The 15,547-nt window shown below is 60.5% G+C and carries 16 protein-coding genes and 1 pseudogene; 13 read left to right on the top strand and 4 right to left on the bottom strand.

The genetic code is table 11. The annotated features are described in order from the left end of the window. Positions 1 to 8: 8 nt before the first annotated feature. Positions 9 to 2,702, top strand: a complete 2,694-nt coding sequence (locus F6X59_RS05360; RefSeq protein WP_152955111.1) for a hypothetical protein — start codon at positions 9 to 11, stop codon at positions 2,700 to 2,702. Positions 2,703 to 2,803: 101 nt separating this feature from the next. Here the strand turns inward: F6X59_RS05360 and F6X59_RS05355 are convergent, their stop codons facing one another. Continuing rightward, the gene (locus F6X59_RS05355; protein ID WP_152955109.1) at positions 2,804 to 3,955 is read right to left on the bottom strand and encodes an acyl-CoA dehydrogenase family protein; all 1,152 of its coding nucleotides are present in this window, start codon (positions 3,953 to 3,955) and stop codon (positions 2,804 to 2,806) included. 16 nt (positions 3,956 to 3,971) lie between these two features. Further along, complete coding sequence (locus F6X59_RS05350) at positions 3,972 to 5,042, bottom strand: enoyl-CoA hydratase/isomerase family protein (protein WP_152955107.1); 1,071 nt, start codon at positions 5,040 to 5,042, stop codon at positions 3,972 to 3,974. Positions 5,043 to 5,437: 395 nt separating this feature from the next. Here F6X59_RS05350 and mdcA point away from each other — a divergent pair, with 395 nt between their 5' ends. The 9 genes from mdcA to madM all read left to right on the top strand — a co-directional run bounded on the left by mdcA (position 5,438) and on the right by madM (position 12,678). Beyond that, on the top strand, positions 5,438 to 7,099 hold the full coding sequence (gene mdcA / locus F6X59_RS05345) for a malonate decarboxylase subunit alpha (RefSeq protein ID WP_152955104.1): 1,662 nt from the start codon (positions 5,438 to 5,440) through the stop codon (positions 7,097 to 7,099). Positions 7,100 to 7,140: 41 nt separating this feature from the next. Then, complete coding sequence (locus tag F6X59_RS05340) at positions 7,141 to 7,983, top strand: triphosphoribosyl-dephospho-CoA synthase (protein WP_372240313.1); 843 nt, start codon at positions 7,141 to 7,143, stop codon at positions 7,981 to 7,983. A 1-nt stretch (position 7,984) separates the two neighbouring features. Beyond that, positions 7,985 to 8,284, top strand: coding sequence for a malonate decarboxylase subunit delta (locus F6X59_RS05335; RefSeq protein ID WP_152955100.1), 300 nt, complete (start codon positions 7,985 to 7,987; stop codon positions 8,282 to 8,284). Continuing rightward, positions 8,277 to 9,125 (top strand): biotin-independent malonate decarboxylase subunit beta, encoded by an 849-nt coding sequence (locus F6X59_RS05330; protein ID WP_152955097.1) that lies wholly within the window; start codon positions 8,277 to 8,279, stop codon positions 9,123 to 9,125. The genes F6X59_RS05335 and F6X59_RS05330 overlap by 8 nt, the downstream gene beginning before the upstream one ends. Beyond that, the gene (gene mdcE, locus F6X59_RS05325; protein WP_152955095.1) at positions 9,122 to 9,913 is read left to right on the top strand and encodes a biotin-independent malonate decarboxylase subunit gamma; all 792 of its coding nucleotides are present in this window, start codon (positions 9,122 to 9,124) and stop codon (positions 9,911 to 9,913) included. The genes F6X59_RS05330 and mdcE overlap by 4 nt, the downstream gene beginning before the upstream one ends. 1 nt (position 9,914) lies before the next feature. Beyond that, positions 9,915 to 10,529, top strand: coding sequence for a malonate decarboxylase holo-ACP synthase (locus F6X59_RS05320; protein ID WP_152955093.1), 615 nt, complete (start codon positions 9,915 to 9,917; stop codon positions 10,527 to 10,529). Further along, positions 10,526 to 11,443 carry a malonate decarboxylase subunit epsilon gene (gene mdcH, locus F6X59_RS05315; protein ID WP_372240308.1) on the top strand — a complete coding sequence of 306 codons (918 nt, stop codon included), beginning with the start codon at positions 10,526 to 10,528 and terminating at the stop codon, positions 11,441 to 11,443. The genes F6X59_RS05320 and mdcH overlap by 4 nt, the downstream gene beginning before the upstream one ends. Positions 11,444 to 11,506: 63 nt before the next feature. Beyond that, a complete protein-coding gene (madL, locus tag F6X59_RS05310) occupies positions 11,507 to 11,908 on the top strand; it encodes a malonate transporter subunit MadL (RefSeq protein ID WP_152955092.1) in 402 nt (133 codons plus the stop codon). 5 nt (positions 11,909 to 11,913) lie between these two features. Beyond that, positions 11,914 to 12,678, top strand: coding sequence for a malonate transporter subunit MadM (madM, locus tag F6X59_RS05305; RefSeq protein ID WP_152955090.1), 765 nt, complete (start codon positions 11,914 to 11,916; stop codon positions 12,676 to 12,678). Positions 12,679 to 12,694: 16 nt separating this feature from the next. On the opposite strand, the gene F6X59_RS05300 is transcribed toward madM, so the two are convergent. Together F6X59_RS05300 and F6X59_RS05295 are read right to left on the bottom strand one after the other, a co-directional pair. Next, the gene (locus F6X59_RS05300) at positions 12,695 to 12,964 is read right to left on the bottom strand and encodes a DUF3077 domain-containing protein (RefSeq protein WP_152955088.1); all 270 of its coding nucleotides are present in this window, start codon (positions 12,962 to 12,964) and stop codon (positions 12,695 to 12,697) included. A 91-nt stretch (positions 12,965 to 13,055) separates the two neighbouring features. Next, the gene (locus F6X59_RS05295) at positions 13,056 to 13,295 is read right to left on the bottom strand and encodes a hypothetical protein (protein WP_152955087.1); all 240 of its coding nucleotides are present in this window, start codon (positions 13,293 to 13,295) and stop codon (positions 13,056 to 13,058) included. A gap of 430 nt (positions 13,296 to 13,725) precedes the next feature. Here F6X59_RS05295 and F6X59_RS28905 point away from each other — a divergent pair. The 3 genes and pseudogenes from F6X59_RS28905 to F6X59_RS05280 all read left to right on the top strand — a co-directional run. Beyond that, positions 13,726 to 13,899 (top strand): annotated as a pseudogene (locus tag F6X59_RS28905) (transposase); the annotation flags it as partial. 61 nt (positions 13,900 to 13,960) lie between these two features. Beyond that, positions 13,961 to 14,389 (top strand): hypothetical protein, encoded by a 429-nt coding sequence (locus tag F6X59_RS05285; RefSeq protein WP_152955083.1) that lies wholly within the window; start codon positions 13,961 to 13,963, stop codon positions 14,387 to 14,389. 190 nt (positions 14,390 to 14,579) lie between these two features. Then, positions 14,580 to 15,491: a hypothetical protein gene (locus F6X59_RS05280; protein WP_152955081.1), complete on the top strand. Its 912-nt coding sequence runs from the start codon at positions 14,580 to 14,582 to the stop codon at positions 15,489 to 15,491. The last annotated feature ends 56 nt before the right edge of the window (positions 15,492 to 15,547 follow it).

Raw genomic sequence — 15,547 nt, 5'->3', positions numbered from 1 at the left:
AAGGAATCATGAGCGAGGCCAATGATGTATCCATGGACGATGCGGTCGAGGCTGTGTCCGAAGTTGATTATGTACTAGGGGAGTTTAACACCTACTACAAGGAAAAATACCCAGGGCTGTTACCGGATGATTTACCTCCACCTTATGTCGCAGGCGTGGTTCATCCGGTCAAGATCAATGGCATAAAGACCGAAGACTTTGGTATTAATGATGAGGTGGTGGAAACTGACGATGCTGAAGTCAGTGTTATTATTCCTCTCAATGGGAAGGTAAAGGCAGGTGAAGTTTTGTACTTGTTCTGGGGAGGAGTCGCGGTGGTAAACGGCTTCGTCTTGGACAGTGATGTGACTGGCAAATACATGACCCTCAAGGTGAAAGGCAAGGATGTTCCCGAAGGGAGTAGCCATCTTCAATATAAAAACTATAATATTGCTAAAAATGAATTCTCACTTCCTTCCGCCTCTGTGAGCACCCTGTTTATCAAAGGGCAGCCGGGAGTCAAAGATGATGAAGGCATCGACGCCGAACTCGCCCCGCCGGTGTTGACCAAACCGGCCTCGGGTACGATCGGCCCAGTCGAGGCAAAAGCCGGGGGTATCGTTACTGTTCCGGCTTATTTGAGCATGCGGGCGGGTGACGTCATCTATCTGTACTGGGGGAGTCAAGTGATTTCCCATGAGGTGACTGCTGCGCAAGTCAATAAGGCCGTTGCGATTACGGTGCCCGAAGCGACTATCAAGGCGGAAGGCGACAGCGACGAGTTGTTTGTGTACTACTTTGTGAAAGACCCGGTCGACAACGACTCGGAATGGTCTGACTGGCTCGAGGTAAGCGTCAAGCTCTCGGAGGACGCTCTGGCGGCGCCTGAGGTATTGAACGAGGCGGGTGCAGTACTGAGCTCCGGTGAACTCAAGACTGCTGATATCGTATCCGACCATGTGGTCATTCAGTTCCCAGGCAAATATCATGTTGGGGACAGCCTGTTGCTGCATATGGTTGGCACGACACATCAGGATCAGGTCACGGCCAAGGCGTTCGGCCCGTTGATTGTCACAGATCCGAATAAACCCCAGCAGATCAATGTGCCATTTGACGAGTGGTGGCCATTGGCGGGTGGTAGCGCCAAGCTGAATTTTACACTGACCGCCAGTACTGGGAAGGTCAGCACGTCGAAAAATGCCTACATCAATATCCTGGGCATGCCGTCGCTGCTGCCGGAGCCAAGTATTAACAAGGTTGAGGATTTGCGCGTAGATGCAGAGCGTGAATTCATCTATGTGGTGATTCCGCAGCTTGCCAATACCCTTTACATGGACAAGATACGCCTGTCGTACAAGGGGATGAAGCCTGATGGCAGTGCGTTTGAGATTCCCGTAAAGCCGGAGGAGGTTTCCGAGAAACGCGCCGGAAAGCAATTCGCTTTCCGACTCGAAGGAAAGTCCTTTGTAAAACCGCTCGAAGGCGGTTATGTTGATCTTTCTTATACGATAGAGCGTGCCGGGGGTGTTTTCAAATCCGGAACGGTCAGGTATCAAATCGGTGAGCCGATTGCGAGCTTGCCGGCACCCACTCCAGAGTATGAGCTGGTGAACAAGGTGCTGAATCCGGATGATGAGAAGTATGAGATGGGCATGGTCATCAAGATTCCCAAAGAAGCGGAACAGCCGCCATGCAAGATCAAGCTGTTCTGGGAAACCTCAGAGGGTGAGTTGGGTTGGGACGTGCTTGATCTGAAACAAGTCAGCCAGCATGGCACAGATTTCGAAGTGGAGCGCTCCGTCTTCGAGCCGAAGGGCAACTCACCGGTGAAGATCAAGTACTATTACCAGGTCATCCGGGAGGGCAAGCCGGTCGTGGCCTCGCAGTCGCTCGAGTTCACTGTGGCCAGCACCGAGATGCAAAAGAACTTCATCACAGCGCCAAAAGTGCCTGCGGCAGTGAATAACAAGCTCAACCTGACGTTGATTTTGAATAATCAGTTTACCGTGCTGCTGGACAACCCGGGCTTGGCAATAGGTGATGAAATCATCATTCGGGTAGGCAACTATCGAACAGGCAAGATATTGCTGAGAAAGGCGGGGGCACATTCGCACGCGCTGCCGATCGATCACGTACTCGCGCAAAATTTGCCGTCGCTTTTGGAACCTGCCAAGAACCCGCTCGCGGTGAGTTATGAGCTGGTGCGCAACGGGACGACGCAGACAGGATTCTCGGGAACCTTGAACGTGCAGCTGGAAGGGGCGTTGAGAAAAGAAAGCTTTGAATCTGTAAAGCGCCAGGGTCTAAAGGCTGGGGAAACGTTGGAGTTTCCGGCTCTCACGTTGAGCGTTGTGGTCAAGCAAGCTGATGTCTACCGTTGTCATAGCAACTTCTGGTATCCCGTCTGGGGGCATGTCATCTCAGTCGTACCTCATGGAGCTCAAGTACAATTCGAGTTGCGCGGACTTGCCAAAAGTGTTTCTTTTGACGTGGGGAATAATGGACTTTTAATGCCCAATGATCCCGGCCATACTGTGATTTTCTACACGGCCTCTGGTACGGAAATAGGTCGTTTGTCGCGGATTACCTACAATAGCGGAAAGACCAGATATAACGGCCGCGTTTCGTATACTTCACCCAGTGCGGCGATCAAGTCGTTCAGATTTATAACTGGGCCCATCCATGCAATGGTTGATAATTTGGAGTATGTACCATTTCAATAAGATCATTGATGTCAGTTGAAGGTTTCCTGTTGCTGTCTGCGATGCAGGTCAGCAACAGGTTTTATGGCATTGTGGTTTTCCCAGGCGAGAAGCCGTGGGCTTCACAGCCTATAATGCTTCAACTCCCTGGCAATTAACATTCTTTGTATCTCGCTTGACCCCTCGTAGATCTGGGTGATGCGCGCATCGCGGTAATAGCGCTCGACCGGGTAATCCTCCAGGTACCCATACCCCCCATGCACCTGAATCGCCATCGAGCACACCCGCTCGGCCATTTCCGAAGCAAACAGCTTGGCCTGCGACGCCTCCGACAGGCACGGTTTGCCCGCCGTGCGCAGCCGTGCGGCATGCAGGATCAGCAAGCGCGCAGCATTCACCTGCACCTGCATGTCAGCCAGCAGGTTGGCAATGCTCTGGTGTTCGTTGATCGGCTTGCCGAACTGGATGCGATCACGCGAATACACCAGCGCCGCCTCGAAAGCGGCACGGGCAATGCCCAGGGCCTGGGCGGCGATGCCGATGCGGCCACCTTCGAGGTTGGACAGGGCGATGGCCAGGCCTTTGCCGCGCTCGCCAAGGATATTGGCCGCCGGGATGCGGCAGTTGTCGAAGGTCACCGCGCAGGTGTCGGAGGCGCGAATGCCCATCTTGTGCTCGCTGCGGTCAACCTTGAAGCCTGGGTTGTCGGTCGGCACCAGGAACGCCGACAGGCCTTTCTTGCCCAGCTCCGGGTCGGTCACCGCGAAAACGATGGCCAGGCCCGCACGCCGGGCGTTGCTGACGAACTGCTTGGCACCATTGATCACCCACTCGCCATTGACCAGCTCGGCGCGGGTGCGCAGGTTGTGCGCTTCGGAGCCGGCTTGAGGCTCGGTCAGGCAAAAGCAACCGATCACCTCGCCAGCGGCCAGGCGTGGCAACCAGGCCTGTTGCTGTTCGGGCGTGCCGTAGGCGAGCAGGGGGCCGCAACCGACCGAGTTGTGGATGCTCATCATCGCGCCGGTGGCGCCGCAACCGGCGGCGATTTCCTCAACTGCCAGGGCGTAGGCCACGTAATCGGTGTAGCTGCCGCCAAAGTCTTCGGGCACGACCATGCCGAGCAGGCCCAGTTCACCCATCTTGCGGACCACGCCATCGTCGATCCAGCCGGCCTTTTCCCAGGCCTGGGCATGCGGCGCGATCTCGCCACGGGCGAAGTCCCGGGCCATGTCGCGGATCATGATCTGTTCTTCGCTCAGTTCCAGGTCTTGCATCTGTGTACTCCCGGGCTCACAGGCCTTCGAAGAATTGGTCGACCCGCTGGCGCGACAACCCGGCCAGGGTCGGCGGGTTCCAGCGCGGCTGCTTGTCCTTGTCGATGATCAGGGCGCGCACGCCCTCGATGATGTCGCCGTACTGGAACCACTGGCGGTCGATGTGCAGCTCCATGGCGAAGCAGTCTTCCAGTGCCAGGTGGCGACCGCGGCGCAGCATCTCCAGGGTAACCGCCATGGCCAGCGGCGAGCGGCTTTCCAGCTGGTCGGCAGTGGCCACCGCCCATGCGTGGCTGTCGCCGATGCGCACCGCACGCAGCTGCTCGATGATCGCCGCCAGGTCGGGCTGGGCGAAGAAGTGGTCGATGACCGGGCGCAGCTTTTCCAGCGGCGCATCGTGCAGGACCTGGCTGCCGAGCTTGGCCAGCAGGTTCTGCAGGTCCTTGAGCGGATGGTCGCCGAAGCGCAGGGTGTTCAGGCCTTCATCCAGGGCGGCGAGTTTGTCGCGGGCCAGGTACCAGTCGGCCAGCCCGCAGTACAGGGCATCGGCGGCCTGGATCTGGGTACCGCTGACGCCCAGGTAGGTGCCCAGTTCGCCCGGGATACGCGAGAGGAAGTAGCTGCCGCCGACATCCGGGAAGTAGCCGATGCCGACTTCGGGCATGCCCAGGCGGCTGCGTTCGGTGACGATCCGCAGGTCGCAGCCCTGGGCCAGGCCCATGCCGCCACCGAGGGTGAAGCCGTCCATCAGCACCAGCACCGGCTTGCGGTAGCGGTGGATGGCCAGGTCCAGGGCGTATTCCTCGACGAAGAAGTCTTCGTGAAGGGTTTCGCCTGCTTTATAGCTGTCGTGCAGCGAGCGGATATCGCCACCGGCGCAGAAGCCCTTGGGGCCTTCGCCGCGCAGCACCACGGCCTGCACCTGTGGGTCTTCGGCCCATTGGTCGAAGTGCTGGCGCAGGCTGCGTACCATGTCCAGGGTCAGGGCATTGAGGCCGGCAGGGCGGTTGAGGGTAAGGTGGCCAATCTGGTTACGGACCTCGGCCAGTACATGAGCCGTTGCCGAGGTATGAGCGTGCGCGGTCATCGCGTTCTCCCTGCTTTGTTATTGATTTTCCAAGTGAAGTCTGGAGTGCGCTGGAGGATCGCTGGATCCTGGCATGCGAATTTGCCTTGTACAATCGACAAATCTGCAGGGGCATCGTGCGTTTTTGCCTTGAGCCATTCAGCGCCTATCGAAATTACGTCGTCCGCCCAAGGCTGGCAACCATGGCCTGTCAAGCAACAAACGTGGGAGCGGATTTACCCGCGATGCGCCGCGCGGGCGGCGCTCGATCTCGAAACCCCTGAAAAACTATCGCCAGGCGCCTCGAACACCAAACCATTACTAAAACCGTAACGATCATCCCCCCAGCTTGATTGATCCCCCGACCAACCCCGCCCTAATGTGCCCCCACGACAGCGAACCCGTGGAGTCACCCAATGACCATAACGAAGAATCCACCGCCGCAATGGTCCAGGCGGCGCGCCGAGAAGCAGCGCCGCCTCGACCGCGTCCGTCACCTGGCCGACGGTGTGGTGCTGCCCACCGAGCGGATCGTCGAAGCCCTGGAACTGCTGATTGCCCCCGGCGACCGCGTGGTGCTCGAAGGCAACAACCAGAAGCAGGCCGACTTCCTCTCGCGTTCGCTGGCCAAGGCCGACCCCGAGCGCCTGCACGACCTGCACATGATCATGCCCAGCGTCAGCCGCGCCGAGCACCTGGACCTGTTCGAGCGCGGCATTGCGCGCAAGCTCGACTTCTCCTTTGCCGGCCCGCAGAGCCTGCGCATCGGCCAGCTGCTGGAAGACGGCCTGCTCGAAGTCGGTGCGATTCACACCTATATCGAACTGTATTCGCGGCTGCTGGTCGACCTGATCCCCAATGTCACCCTGGTCGCCGGCTTCATGGCCGACCGCGATGGCAACCTGTACACCGGCCCGAGCACCGAAGACACCCCGGCACTGGTCGAGCCTGCCGCCTTCAGCGACGGCCTGGTGATCGCCCAGGTCAATCAGCTGGTGGACCGCGTGGACGACCTGCCGCGCGTGGACATTCCGGCGTCCTGGGTCGACTTCGTGGTGGTTGCCGACCAGCCGTTCTACATCGAACCGCTGTTCACCCGCGACCCGCGCCACATCAAGCCGGTGCATGTGCTGATGGCGATGATGGCGATCCGCGGCATCTACGAGAAACACCAGGTGCAATCGCTGAACCACGGCATCGGTTTCAACACTGCCGCCATCGAGCTGATCCTGCCGACCTACGGCGAAGCGCTGGGCCTGAAAGGCAAGATCTGCCGCAACTGGACGCTCAACCCGCACCCGACGCTGATTCCGGCCATCGAAACCGGCTGGGTCGAGAGCGTGCACTGCTTTGGTACCGAACTGGGCATGGAGGACTACATCGCCCAGCGCCCGGACGTGTTCTTCACCGGCCGCGATGGCTCGCTGCGGTCCAACCGCATGATGTGCCAGCTGGCCGGGCAGTACGCGGTCGACCTGTTCATCGGCGCCACCTTGCAGGTCGATGGCGACGGCCATTCCTCGACCGTCACCCGCGGACGCCTGGCGGGCTTTGGCGGGGCGCCGAACATGGGCCACGACCCTCGCGGCCGGCGCCATGCAACCCCGGCCTGGCTCGACATGACCGTGCCCGAGACGATGCTTGAACGTGGCCGCAAGCTGGTGGTGCAGATGGTCGAGACCTATCAGGAAGGCGGCAAACCCACCTTCGTCGAAACCCTCGACGCCGTGGACGTGGCGAAGAAAGCCGGCATGCCCCTGGCGCCGGTGATGATCTACGGCGACGACGTTACCCACCTGCTCACCGAGGAAGGCATCGCCTACCTGTACAAGGCGCGCAGCCTGGAACAGCGCCAGCAGATGATCGCCGCCGTGGCCGGCGTCACCGCCATCGGCCTGCGCCACGACCCCAAAGACACCTTGCGCCTGCGCCAGCAAGGCCTGATCGCCCTGCCCGAGGACCTCGGCATCCGCCGCACCGACGCCAGCCGCGAGTTGCTCGCCGCGCGCAGCATCGCCGAACTGGTCGAGTGGTCTGGCGGCCTCTACAACCCGCCTGCACGGTTCAGGAGCTGGTGATGACTGCATACGCGATCCCTGTAGGAGCGGCTTCAGCCGCGATGAGGCCGGCCCGGCAAACCGAGATTTCATTGGCTGAGCAACTGGCCGACCTGGCGGTTGATGCCCTCATCGACGAAGCCGACCTGTCCCCCAAGCCCGGCCTGGTCGACCGCCGTAGCAGCGGCGCCCACACCGACATGACCCTGGCCCTGATGCATGCCTCGGCGCTGGCCCTGTGGCCTTGCCTGCGGCAGATGGCCGAAGCCGCGCAGGCCCATGGCGACATCGGCCTGCCGCTGCGCGCCGAGCTGGGCCGCATCGGCCGCGAAGGTGAACAGGCCATGCTCGCCACCACCGGCGGCATCAACACCCATCGCGGCGCGATCTGGGCCCTTGGCCTGCTGGTGGCTGCGCAAGCGCTCGATGCCAAGGCCGCCCCCCAGGCCGTTGCTGCCCGCGCCGGCCGCATCGCCCTGATCGACGACCCGGCAGCCCCTGTTCGGGACAGCCACGGTACCCAGGTCCGCCACCGTTACGGCGCCAGCGGTGCCCGCGAACAGGCCCAGCAAGGGTTCCCCGCCGTGCTCGAACACGGCCTGCCACAACTGCGCCGCAGCCGCGCCAACGGTGCCAGCGAAAGCCAGGCCCGGCTGGATGCCCTGCTGGCGATCATGGCCGCACTCAGTGACACCTGCGTGCTCTGGCGGGCCGGCCCGCAAGGCCTGCAAGCCCTGCAGGCAGGTGCCCGCGCTGTGCTCGAAGCCGGCGGCTGCGCCAGCCTCGATGGCCGCCGCCAGCTGCGCCTGCTGGACGCGCAACTGCTGCAACTGAACGCCTCACCGGGCGGCGCCGCCGATCTGCTGGCCGCCTGCCTGTTCCTCGACCACGCCGGGAGCCTGTGAAATGGAAACCCTGACCTTTCAATTCCCCGCCGCCGAGCCTGGCCGTGGCCGCACCTTGGTCGGCTGCGTCAGCTCCGGCGACCTGGAAGTGCTGATCGAGCCCGGCAGCGCTGGCCGCCTGGAGATCCAGGTGGTCACTTCGGTCAACGGCAGCAGCGCCCGCTGGAGCCAGTTGTTCCAGCGCCTGTTCGACGGCCGAACCCTGCCCGCGGTGAAGATCGACATCCACGACTTCGGCGCCACCCCAGGCGTGGTGCGCCTGCGCCTGGAACAAGGTTTCGAGGAGATAGCCCATGACTGACATCGCCCGCCTGCTGCAAAGCCGCAGCTTCGTCGAGCTGGGCGCCCGCCAGCGTGCCCGAGCCTTGCTCGACCCTGGTAGCTTGCGCGAACTGCTCGGCCCGTTCGACCGCCTGATGTCGCCGTGGCTGCCGCGCCAGGGCATCGTGCCCCAGGCCGACGACGGCGTGGTCATCGCCAAAGGCCTGCTCAATGGCCGCCATACCGTGCTCGCCGCCATCGAAGGTGCCTTCCAGGGTGGCAGCATGGGCGAGGTGGGCGGCGCCAAGATTGCTGGCGCCCTGGAGCTGGCCATCGAGGACAACCGCAACGGCATCCCCACCTGCGCCGTGCTGCTGCTGGAGACCGGCGGCGTGCGCCTGCAGGAGGCCAACCTCGGCCTGGCGGCGATTGCCGAGATCCAGGCGGCGATCGTCGAACTGCGCGCCTATCAACCCGTGATCGGCCTGATCGCAGGCTCGGTCGGTTGCTTCGGTGGCATGTCCATCGCAGCCGGGCTGTGCAGCCACCTGCTGGTCACCCGCGAAGCACGCCTGGGCCTCAATGGCCCCCAAGTGATCGAGCAGGAGGCCGGTATCGCCGAGTACGACGCCAAGGACCGCCCCTTCATCTGGAGCCTGACCGGTGGCGAACAACGCCACGCCAGCGGCCTGGTGGATGCCTATGTGGCGGATGACGTCGACAGCATCCGCCAGCAGCTGCTGCAACTGCTGGACACGCCATCCGCCAACCGCGCCGGCCGCCATGCCTGGTACCTGGAGCGCCTGGCCAGCCTGGGCGCCGACTGCCCGCAACTGGACGCCGCCGCCGTGCGTGCCCTCTACCAAGGAGATGCCCCATGAACCGTGCCCTGAACTGGCTGCCGGGCCTGGCCGGCGGTGAACCGCTGGCAGGCTACCCGGCCTCGTTGCAGGTGGTCGATGGCGAACTGGACAACCGCCTGGCGCGCTTCATTGCCGTGGTGCCAGACGCGCACAACCCGTTCCCACGGGCACGTGAGGGCGAAGTCGGCCTGCTGGAGGGCTGGGGCCTGGCCAAGGCCGTGAGCGATGCGCTCGAGCTGGACCGCGACGGCGAAAAACGCGCCATCGTCGCGATCATCGATGTGCCGAGCCAGGCCTATGGCCGCCGCGAGGAAGCCCTGGGTATCCACCAGGCATTGGCCGCTGCCGTGCAGGCCTACGCCCAGGCGCGCCTGGCAGGGCACCCGGTGATTGGCCTGTTGGTCGGCAAGGCCATGTCCGGTGCCTTCCTCGCTCACGGCTACCAGGCGCAACGGCTGATTGCTCTGGATGACAGCGGGGTGATGGTGCATGCCATGGGCAAGGCGGCAGCAGCGCGCATTACCCTGCGCAGTGTCGAGCAACTGGAGGCGCTGGCCGCCGAGGTGCCACCGATGGCCTACGACCTCGCCAGTTATGCCTCGCTGGGCCTGCTGTGGCGGCGCCTGCAGGTTGAGAGCGCCGAGGCGCCGAGTGCCGCCGACATTGCCCAGGTACGTGCCTGTCTGGCCGAGGCGGTGCGCGATATCGGCCATTCGACCGACCTGAAATCACGCCTGGGGGGTGAAAACCGCAGTGCCTCCCGCGACGTGCGCGCACGCCTGCGTAGCCAGTGGCAGGAGGCCTGAGATGAACCTGCCACAGCCACATGACCTGCTCTGGGGCATGCCCCTGGCCGACCTGCCTGCCGATGCGCCTGCCTGGGCCGTGCAGGCATTGGCCGCCGGGCAGCCGGTGGTGGTGCGGCGTGCCGCCTGCGCCAGCGGCTGGGTGGCAGTGGGCGTGCGCGGGCAGGGGCGTGAGCAGCGCCTGGGTGTGCTGATGCGTGTGCGCGATATCCAGCGGCAACTAAGCCCCGAGGCACTGCGCGGGGCGGGGCAAAGCCCCTGGCCAGCCCTGCGGGCGCTGGCCTCGGTGGCGCCCGTGCTCGATGCCAGTGGGCTGGCTTGGGGGCCGACCGGAGGCGTCGGTTATCAGCTGGCCACTGGGTGCAACGTCGTGCATGGCGCCAGTGACCTCGATCTGCTGGTGCGCACGCCGCAGTTCATGACCCGGGCGAAGGCACGCGAGCTGCTGGATATTCTTGATTGCGGGCCGTGCCGCATCGATGTGCAGTTGGAGACGCCAGCAGGTGCCGTGGCCCTGCGCGAGTGGGCTGGTGTGGCGCGCCGGGTACTGCTCAAATCGGCCCAGGGCGCGCGCCTTGTCGCTGACCCGTGGAATGCGCTGGAGTGTGCAGCGTGAGCAGCCTGTTCGCCTTCCCTGGCCAGGGCGCGCAACAGGCAGGCCTGTTGCAGCGCCTGCCCGAGGGCGCCACGCTGCTTCTGGAGGAGGCCAGTGATGCGCTGGGTGAACAGGTCGTGGCCCTCGACAGCGCGCAGGCGTTGCAGTCGACCCGCGCCGTGCAGTTGTGCCTGCTGCTGGCCGGGGTGGCCTGGGCGCGCTGGCTGTTGCAGCGCAGCCCGGCCCCGGAATATGTAGCCGGGCTGTCCATCGGCGCTTACCCCGCCGCCGTGACAGCCGGGGCGCTGGCGTTTGCCGATGCGGTGCGCCTGGTGGCCCTGCGTGGCGAATTGATGCAGCGGGCCTACCCAACGGGTTACGGCATGACCGCCCTGAGTGGCCTCGACGTGAGCAGTGTCGAACGCTTGCTGGCCGAAGTGGGCGGCGAGGTGTACCTGGCCAACCTCAACAGCGACAACCAGATCGTCATCGCCGGCAGCGACAGGGCCATGGCCGAGGTCGCTGCCAGGGCTCGCGGGCGTGGCCAGGGCGTGGCCCGGCGCCTGGCCGTGAGCGTGCCGTCCCATTGCGCATTGCTCGACGGCCCGGCCGCCGAGCTGGCCACTGCCTTTGCCAGCGTCGAATTACATCGCCCGCGCATCACCTACCTGAGCGGCAGCCGTGCGCGGCCGATCTTCGATCCGCAACGCCTGCGCGATGACCTGGCCGGCAACATGGCGCGGCTGGTCGACTGGCGTGCTACGTTGCGCAACGCCTATGAACGCGGCGTGCGCCTGCAGGTGGAAATACCGCCGGGCAGCGTGCTCAGCGGCCTGGCCCGCCCGGTGTTCGAACAGGGCAGGGTGGTTGCCCTCGAAGCGACGCGCTGGGATACCGTAGACGCGCTGTTGCGCCAGGAGGTGAATCAACACTGACAAGCACCGTGTTTTTCGAAGGACAACAACAAGCAACTTCGACCCAACGCGAGGACAACAACAATGATTATCTACGGTGTGGCCTTCCTGGCCTTGTGTACCCTTATTGGCCTGTTTATCGGTGAGTTGCTGGGCAAGCTTCTGGGCGTGCCTGCCAACGTTGGCGGCGTGGGCATTGCCATGCTGTTGCTGATCTTCATCGGCAGCTACCTCAACAAACGCGGCCTGATCACGGCCAAGTCCGAACAGGGCGTGGAGTTCTGGAGCGCTATCTATATCCCCATCGTGGTGGCCATGGCCGCACAGCAGAACGTGTTTGGCGCGCTGTCCGGCGGGCCTATGGCCATTCTTGCCGGTACCGTTGCGGTGTTGGCCAGTTTCGCCATGGTGCCGCTGCTGGACCGCCTTGGCCAAAAAAAGCCTGAACCGGCTGCAGATAAACCCCTGACAACGTCACAGCGGTGATCGCCATGTACGAATCCATGATGAAAGTGATCGGTGGTTATGGGCTGGTGAGTGGCTTTGCAGTCATCGGCGTGACCATGTGGCTCTCTTACTGGCTGTCCGCCAGGCTTACCCACGGCCGTTTGCACGGTTCAGCCATCGCCATCTTCCTGGGCCTGGTCCTCAGCTATTTCGGCGGGGCACTCACAGGCGGGCAGAAAGGGCTGGTGGATATTCCGCTGCTGTCCGGTATCGGCCTGCTGGGTGGCGCGATGTTGCGTGATTTCGCGATTGTCGCCACGGCCTTCGGGGTAAACATCGATGAACTCAAGCGTGCCGGAGTATCGGGAGTCGTTTCGTTGTTCTTTGGCATTGGGGTGTCATTTGTCGCGGGCGTCGGCGTGGCCATGGCATTCGGTTACACCGATGCGGTCAGCCTGACCACCATTGGCGCCGGTGCCGTGACCTACATCGTCGGCCCGGTGACCGGGGCTGCCATCGGGGCCAGCTCCGAAGTGATGGCGCTGTCGATTGCCGCCGGGCTGGTCAAGGCGATCCTGGTGATGGTGGTCACACCGTTCGTGGCGCCGATGATCGGCCTGAACAACCCACGCACTGCCGTGATTTTTGGCGGTTTGATGGGAACCTCCAGTGGTGTCGCCGGCGGGCTGGCGGCCACCGACCCGAAACTGGTGCCTTATGGTTGCCTGACGGCGGCGTTTTACACAGCCCTGGGCTGCCTGCTTGGGCCTTCGCTGCTGTTTTTCATCATGCGAGCGGTTGCAGCATGAGGATCATTGCCCTGACTCAAGGCGTTTTCATCATGCCCAGTTCGGCATCATCGAGCAGCGCCTTGGCCAAGGCGCTGAGATAGTGCGAGGCCCAGAGCACTTGGGGTTTGTCTTCCATCAGGCCGTCGATGGTCAGGTCGCGGACGTAGCCCATCAGCTCTGAGGCTTGTTCGCGGGCGCTTTGGCAAGGGATACCGGGTTCGATGCGGAAAAGCGGGTGGGTCTGGTTTTCACCTTGGTAGAAGGTGGTTTTGCCGACTGTGAATTTGGATTCTTCGGTGGCCATTGGTGGATCTCCCTGAAGTTGTAACTGCCTGGGCTGGCCCTGTCGCTGGCAAACCGGCGAAAGCATCAGACCAGGCAAATCATGATGCGGATTAATGCACGGTGTGCGGATCGCCTGGCTTCTGGATTTGAGCCAGCGCGGACTCGAGCAATTTGCGCAGGGAATCCAGCTCGTGCATTGACGTCATGATCAACAACGACACGGGTGATTTGGGCTGCATCAACATCGCCTGCTGGGCAACAACCTCCGCGCAAAGTGCGTAGTCTGCCGCCATCATCAGCGTGTCTTCGAGGGCGTGAAGGTAAGGTGGATCGGGAACGACCTTGAGCATGGTGGAACTCCAACGTAAACAAGTGGAGCTACCACGGCCTTGCTGTCAAACAATGAGGTGGCAGCTGTACGCGGGTTGACAGACCGAGACGTTGGCACTCGGCGCACCAGAGGGTGCCCGCACGTACAGCCACCATAAAAGTGTGCACATGAGGACAACGTCTACGGTCTGTCAAAACCGATCGCTGAATTGGCAGCGACCGGCCGAGACTAGAATCCACATTGACCCTGTGCAACGAAAAATGGGCGTCGGCAGTATCTTTGGGAAACGTCCTACGAGGAAGGGGCTAAATCCGATTTTTTCAGTGGCTAGGCGTAACCGCATGTAACATGTGGCTTAGGCGCTGTACGGAATTTGAGAAAAACTAATCGTCTTTCTCAAACACTGAGATTTTGTAAAGTCTCCGCCATCGACGGAAAAGAATTCAGTGATGACAAAGCGTGGAAAAATCTCGCACGATGCCTGGGTTGTGGTCACCGATCTCTTCAACGATACCCATGGTCGAGGGCAGCCGCGACGGAGCGATCGCCTGATGCTTGAAGGTGCGCTCTGGGTGCTCTCCGCGGGCTCTGCGTGGCGAGATATGCCGGACCGCTTTGGCCCATGTAAACGGTAGCAGTGGCTGCGCGTATTTTGGTTGTGTATATATTAATTCGGGGTGGAATATGTGGTTGTACAGCGCAGCAGGAAGGAAGCAGGTCATCTCTTTTATTAGCAATATGATGTCTATGGGGATGGTGCTGGGAGTGATGGTTTTTATCGCGGCAAGAACGCTGAGTAAGAATTTTGAGTATTACTTTTTAGTGATTGGGCTATCGTTAATTGTAGTTATCGGTGTGTTGCTAAATATGGTCGATTTGATGGAGGGTTTTGCTGATGGTGACAAAGAGTTGAAGTCAGTCAAGCGCCTCAGTCAAATTGAGCATGGTTCAGGCTTCGGTTGGTTTAGATCTTCACTTGAAGTGATGGCTTTTTGTTTGATGCGGCGAAAATTACGTATTCTTGAGGGGTTGTTTCTAGCTTTCGTGATGGTGGTGATCGGCATGGCAATGATTATGGTAGCCTTAAATATTGCTAACGGTATCCCTAAGTAGATTAGGTTTGTTCAAAAGAGGGATGAATTCATGGATGGCGCAAGCTACTTAATTGATTTTCTGATCCTGGCGAGCAAGTCATACTGATTACGGTTGGGTTTCGTGAGAAGCTGATTTCGTGCAGACCCCATAAGATCGGGGTGGTACAATAGATCTTGCTATGTTTTTAAATTGCTGAGTTGAGGGGTTCATGAAGTTATATCATTTTACGTCAGTGTCACTTGCTAAGGCAGTGCTGTCAGATAGTTTGTCTCAAGGTCATCTTGATTTGCATACTGGGCAGATTATAAAAGGCGTAGTGTGGTTCACGAGCCTACCGTTCTCCAAAGGTACCGGAGTGCCAACAGAGTCAAAAAGGATTAGTGCAAAGCAGGCGGAAAAGGCCATAAGGGTTCAGGGGGAGTTGCGTAATGATTTGACATCAGATAAGTCTAAAATCCGTCTCTCTCTGGATGCTAGAAGTCTTGCAGATTTCAAAATGGTAGATGGGATGCCGTCTGGTCTAATTTCTTTCGAGAAATGGTGCAAGTTGGTGGGGGCACCAAAGCACTGGGTTAAGTACATGGGCTTATCCGCTATGCATGATATTGACGGACTTTCCGATGATGAGCTTCGGCGGCTTCTCAAGAAAAAGGATAGTTCCAAAGAGCATACGTGGTACGTACATTTCGGACCAGTTCAGCCAGGCCTTCTTGAGGCAGTCGATGTCAAGGTGGGTAACGATTATATTCCTTATGATTTCGAACGGCACGGTCTAGAGGCTATGTCTGAGTCAGGGATAGAATGTGTTGCGGGCACGGCGCATAAGCAATTACTTGAAATCGTAAAGCCTGGGCATCGTCATGAAATTGTACATGCGGGCGTCATCTGTATAGATCCGTCAAAAGATAAGAATGTTTGTATTCGAGGGCTCGGGAATTCGTGTGTTCTGAATATTGATAGTAAGCGCGTAGTAGCTTTGCATAAAGAGGATTCTAACTATCCAAAAAAGGCAGTTGAGTTGTGGGCGGAAGAGAATGTTCATGAGTTGACTCGTTGTTGGGAAAGGGCTGTAGAGAGTTTCTACAGATTCTATCCGGAAAAGCGGGTACTTGAGCATTAATAATATGAAAAATGGTCACCCGAAGGTGGCCGAATGATGCCCTGGTGTGGTGAGTC

It is taken from the genome of Pseudomonas sp. MN1F (assembly GCF_009391885.1).
GTDB lineage: Bacteria > Pseudomonadota > Gammaproteobacteria > Pseudomonadales > Pseudomonadaceae > Aquipseudomonas.
This window is presented reverse-complemented; position numbering and strand designations above follow the sequence as displayed.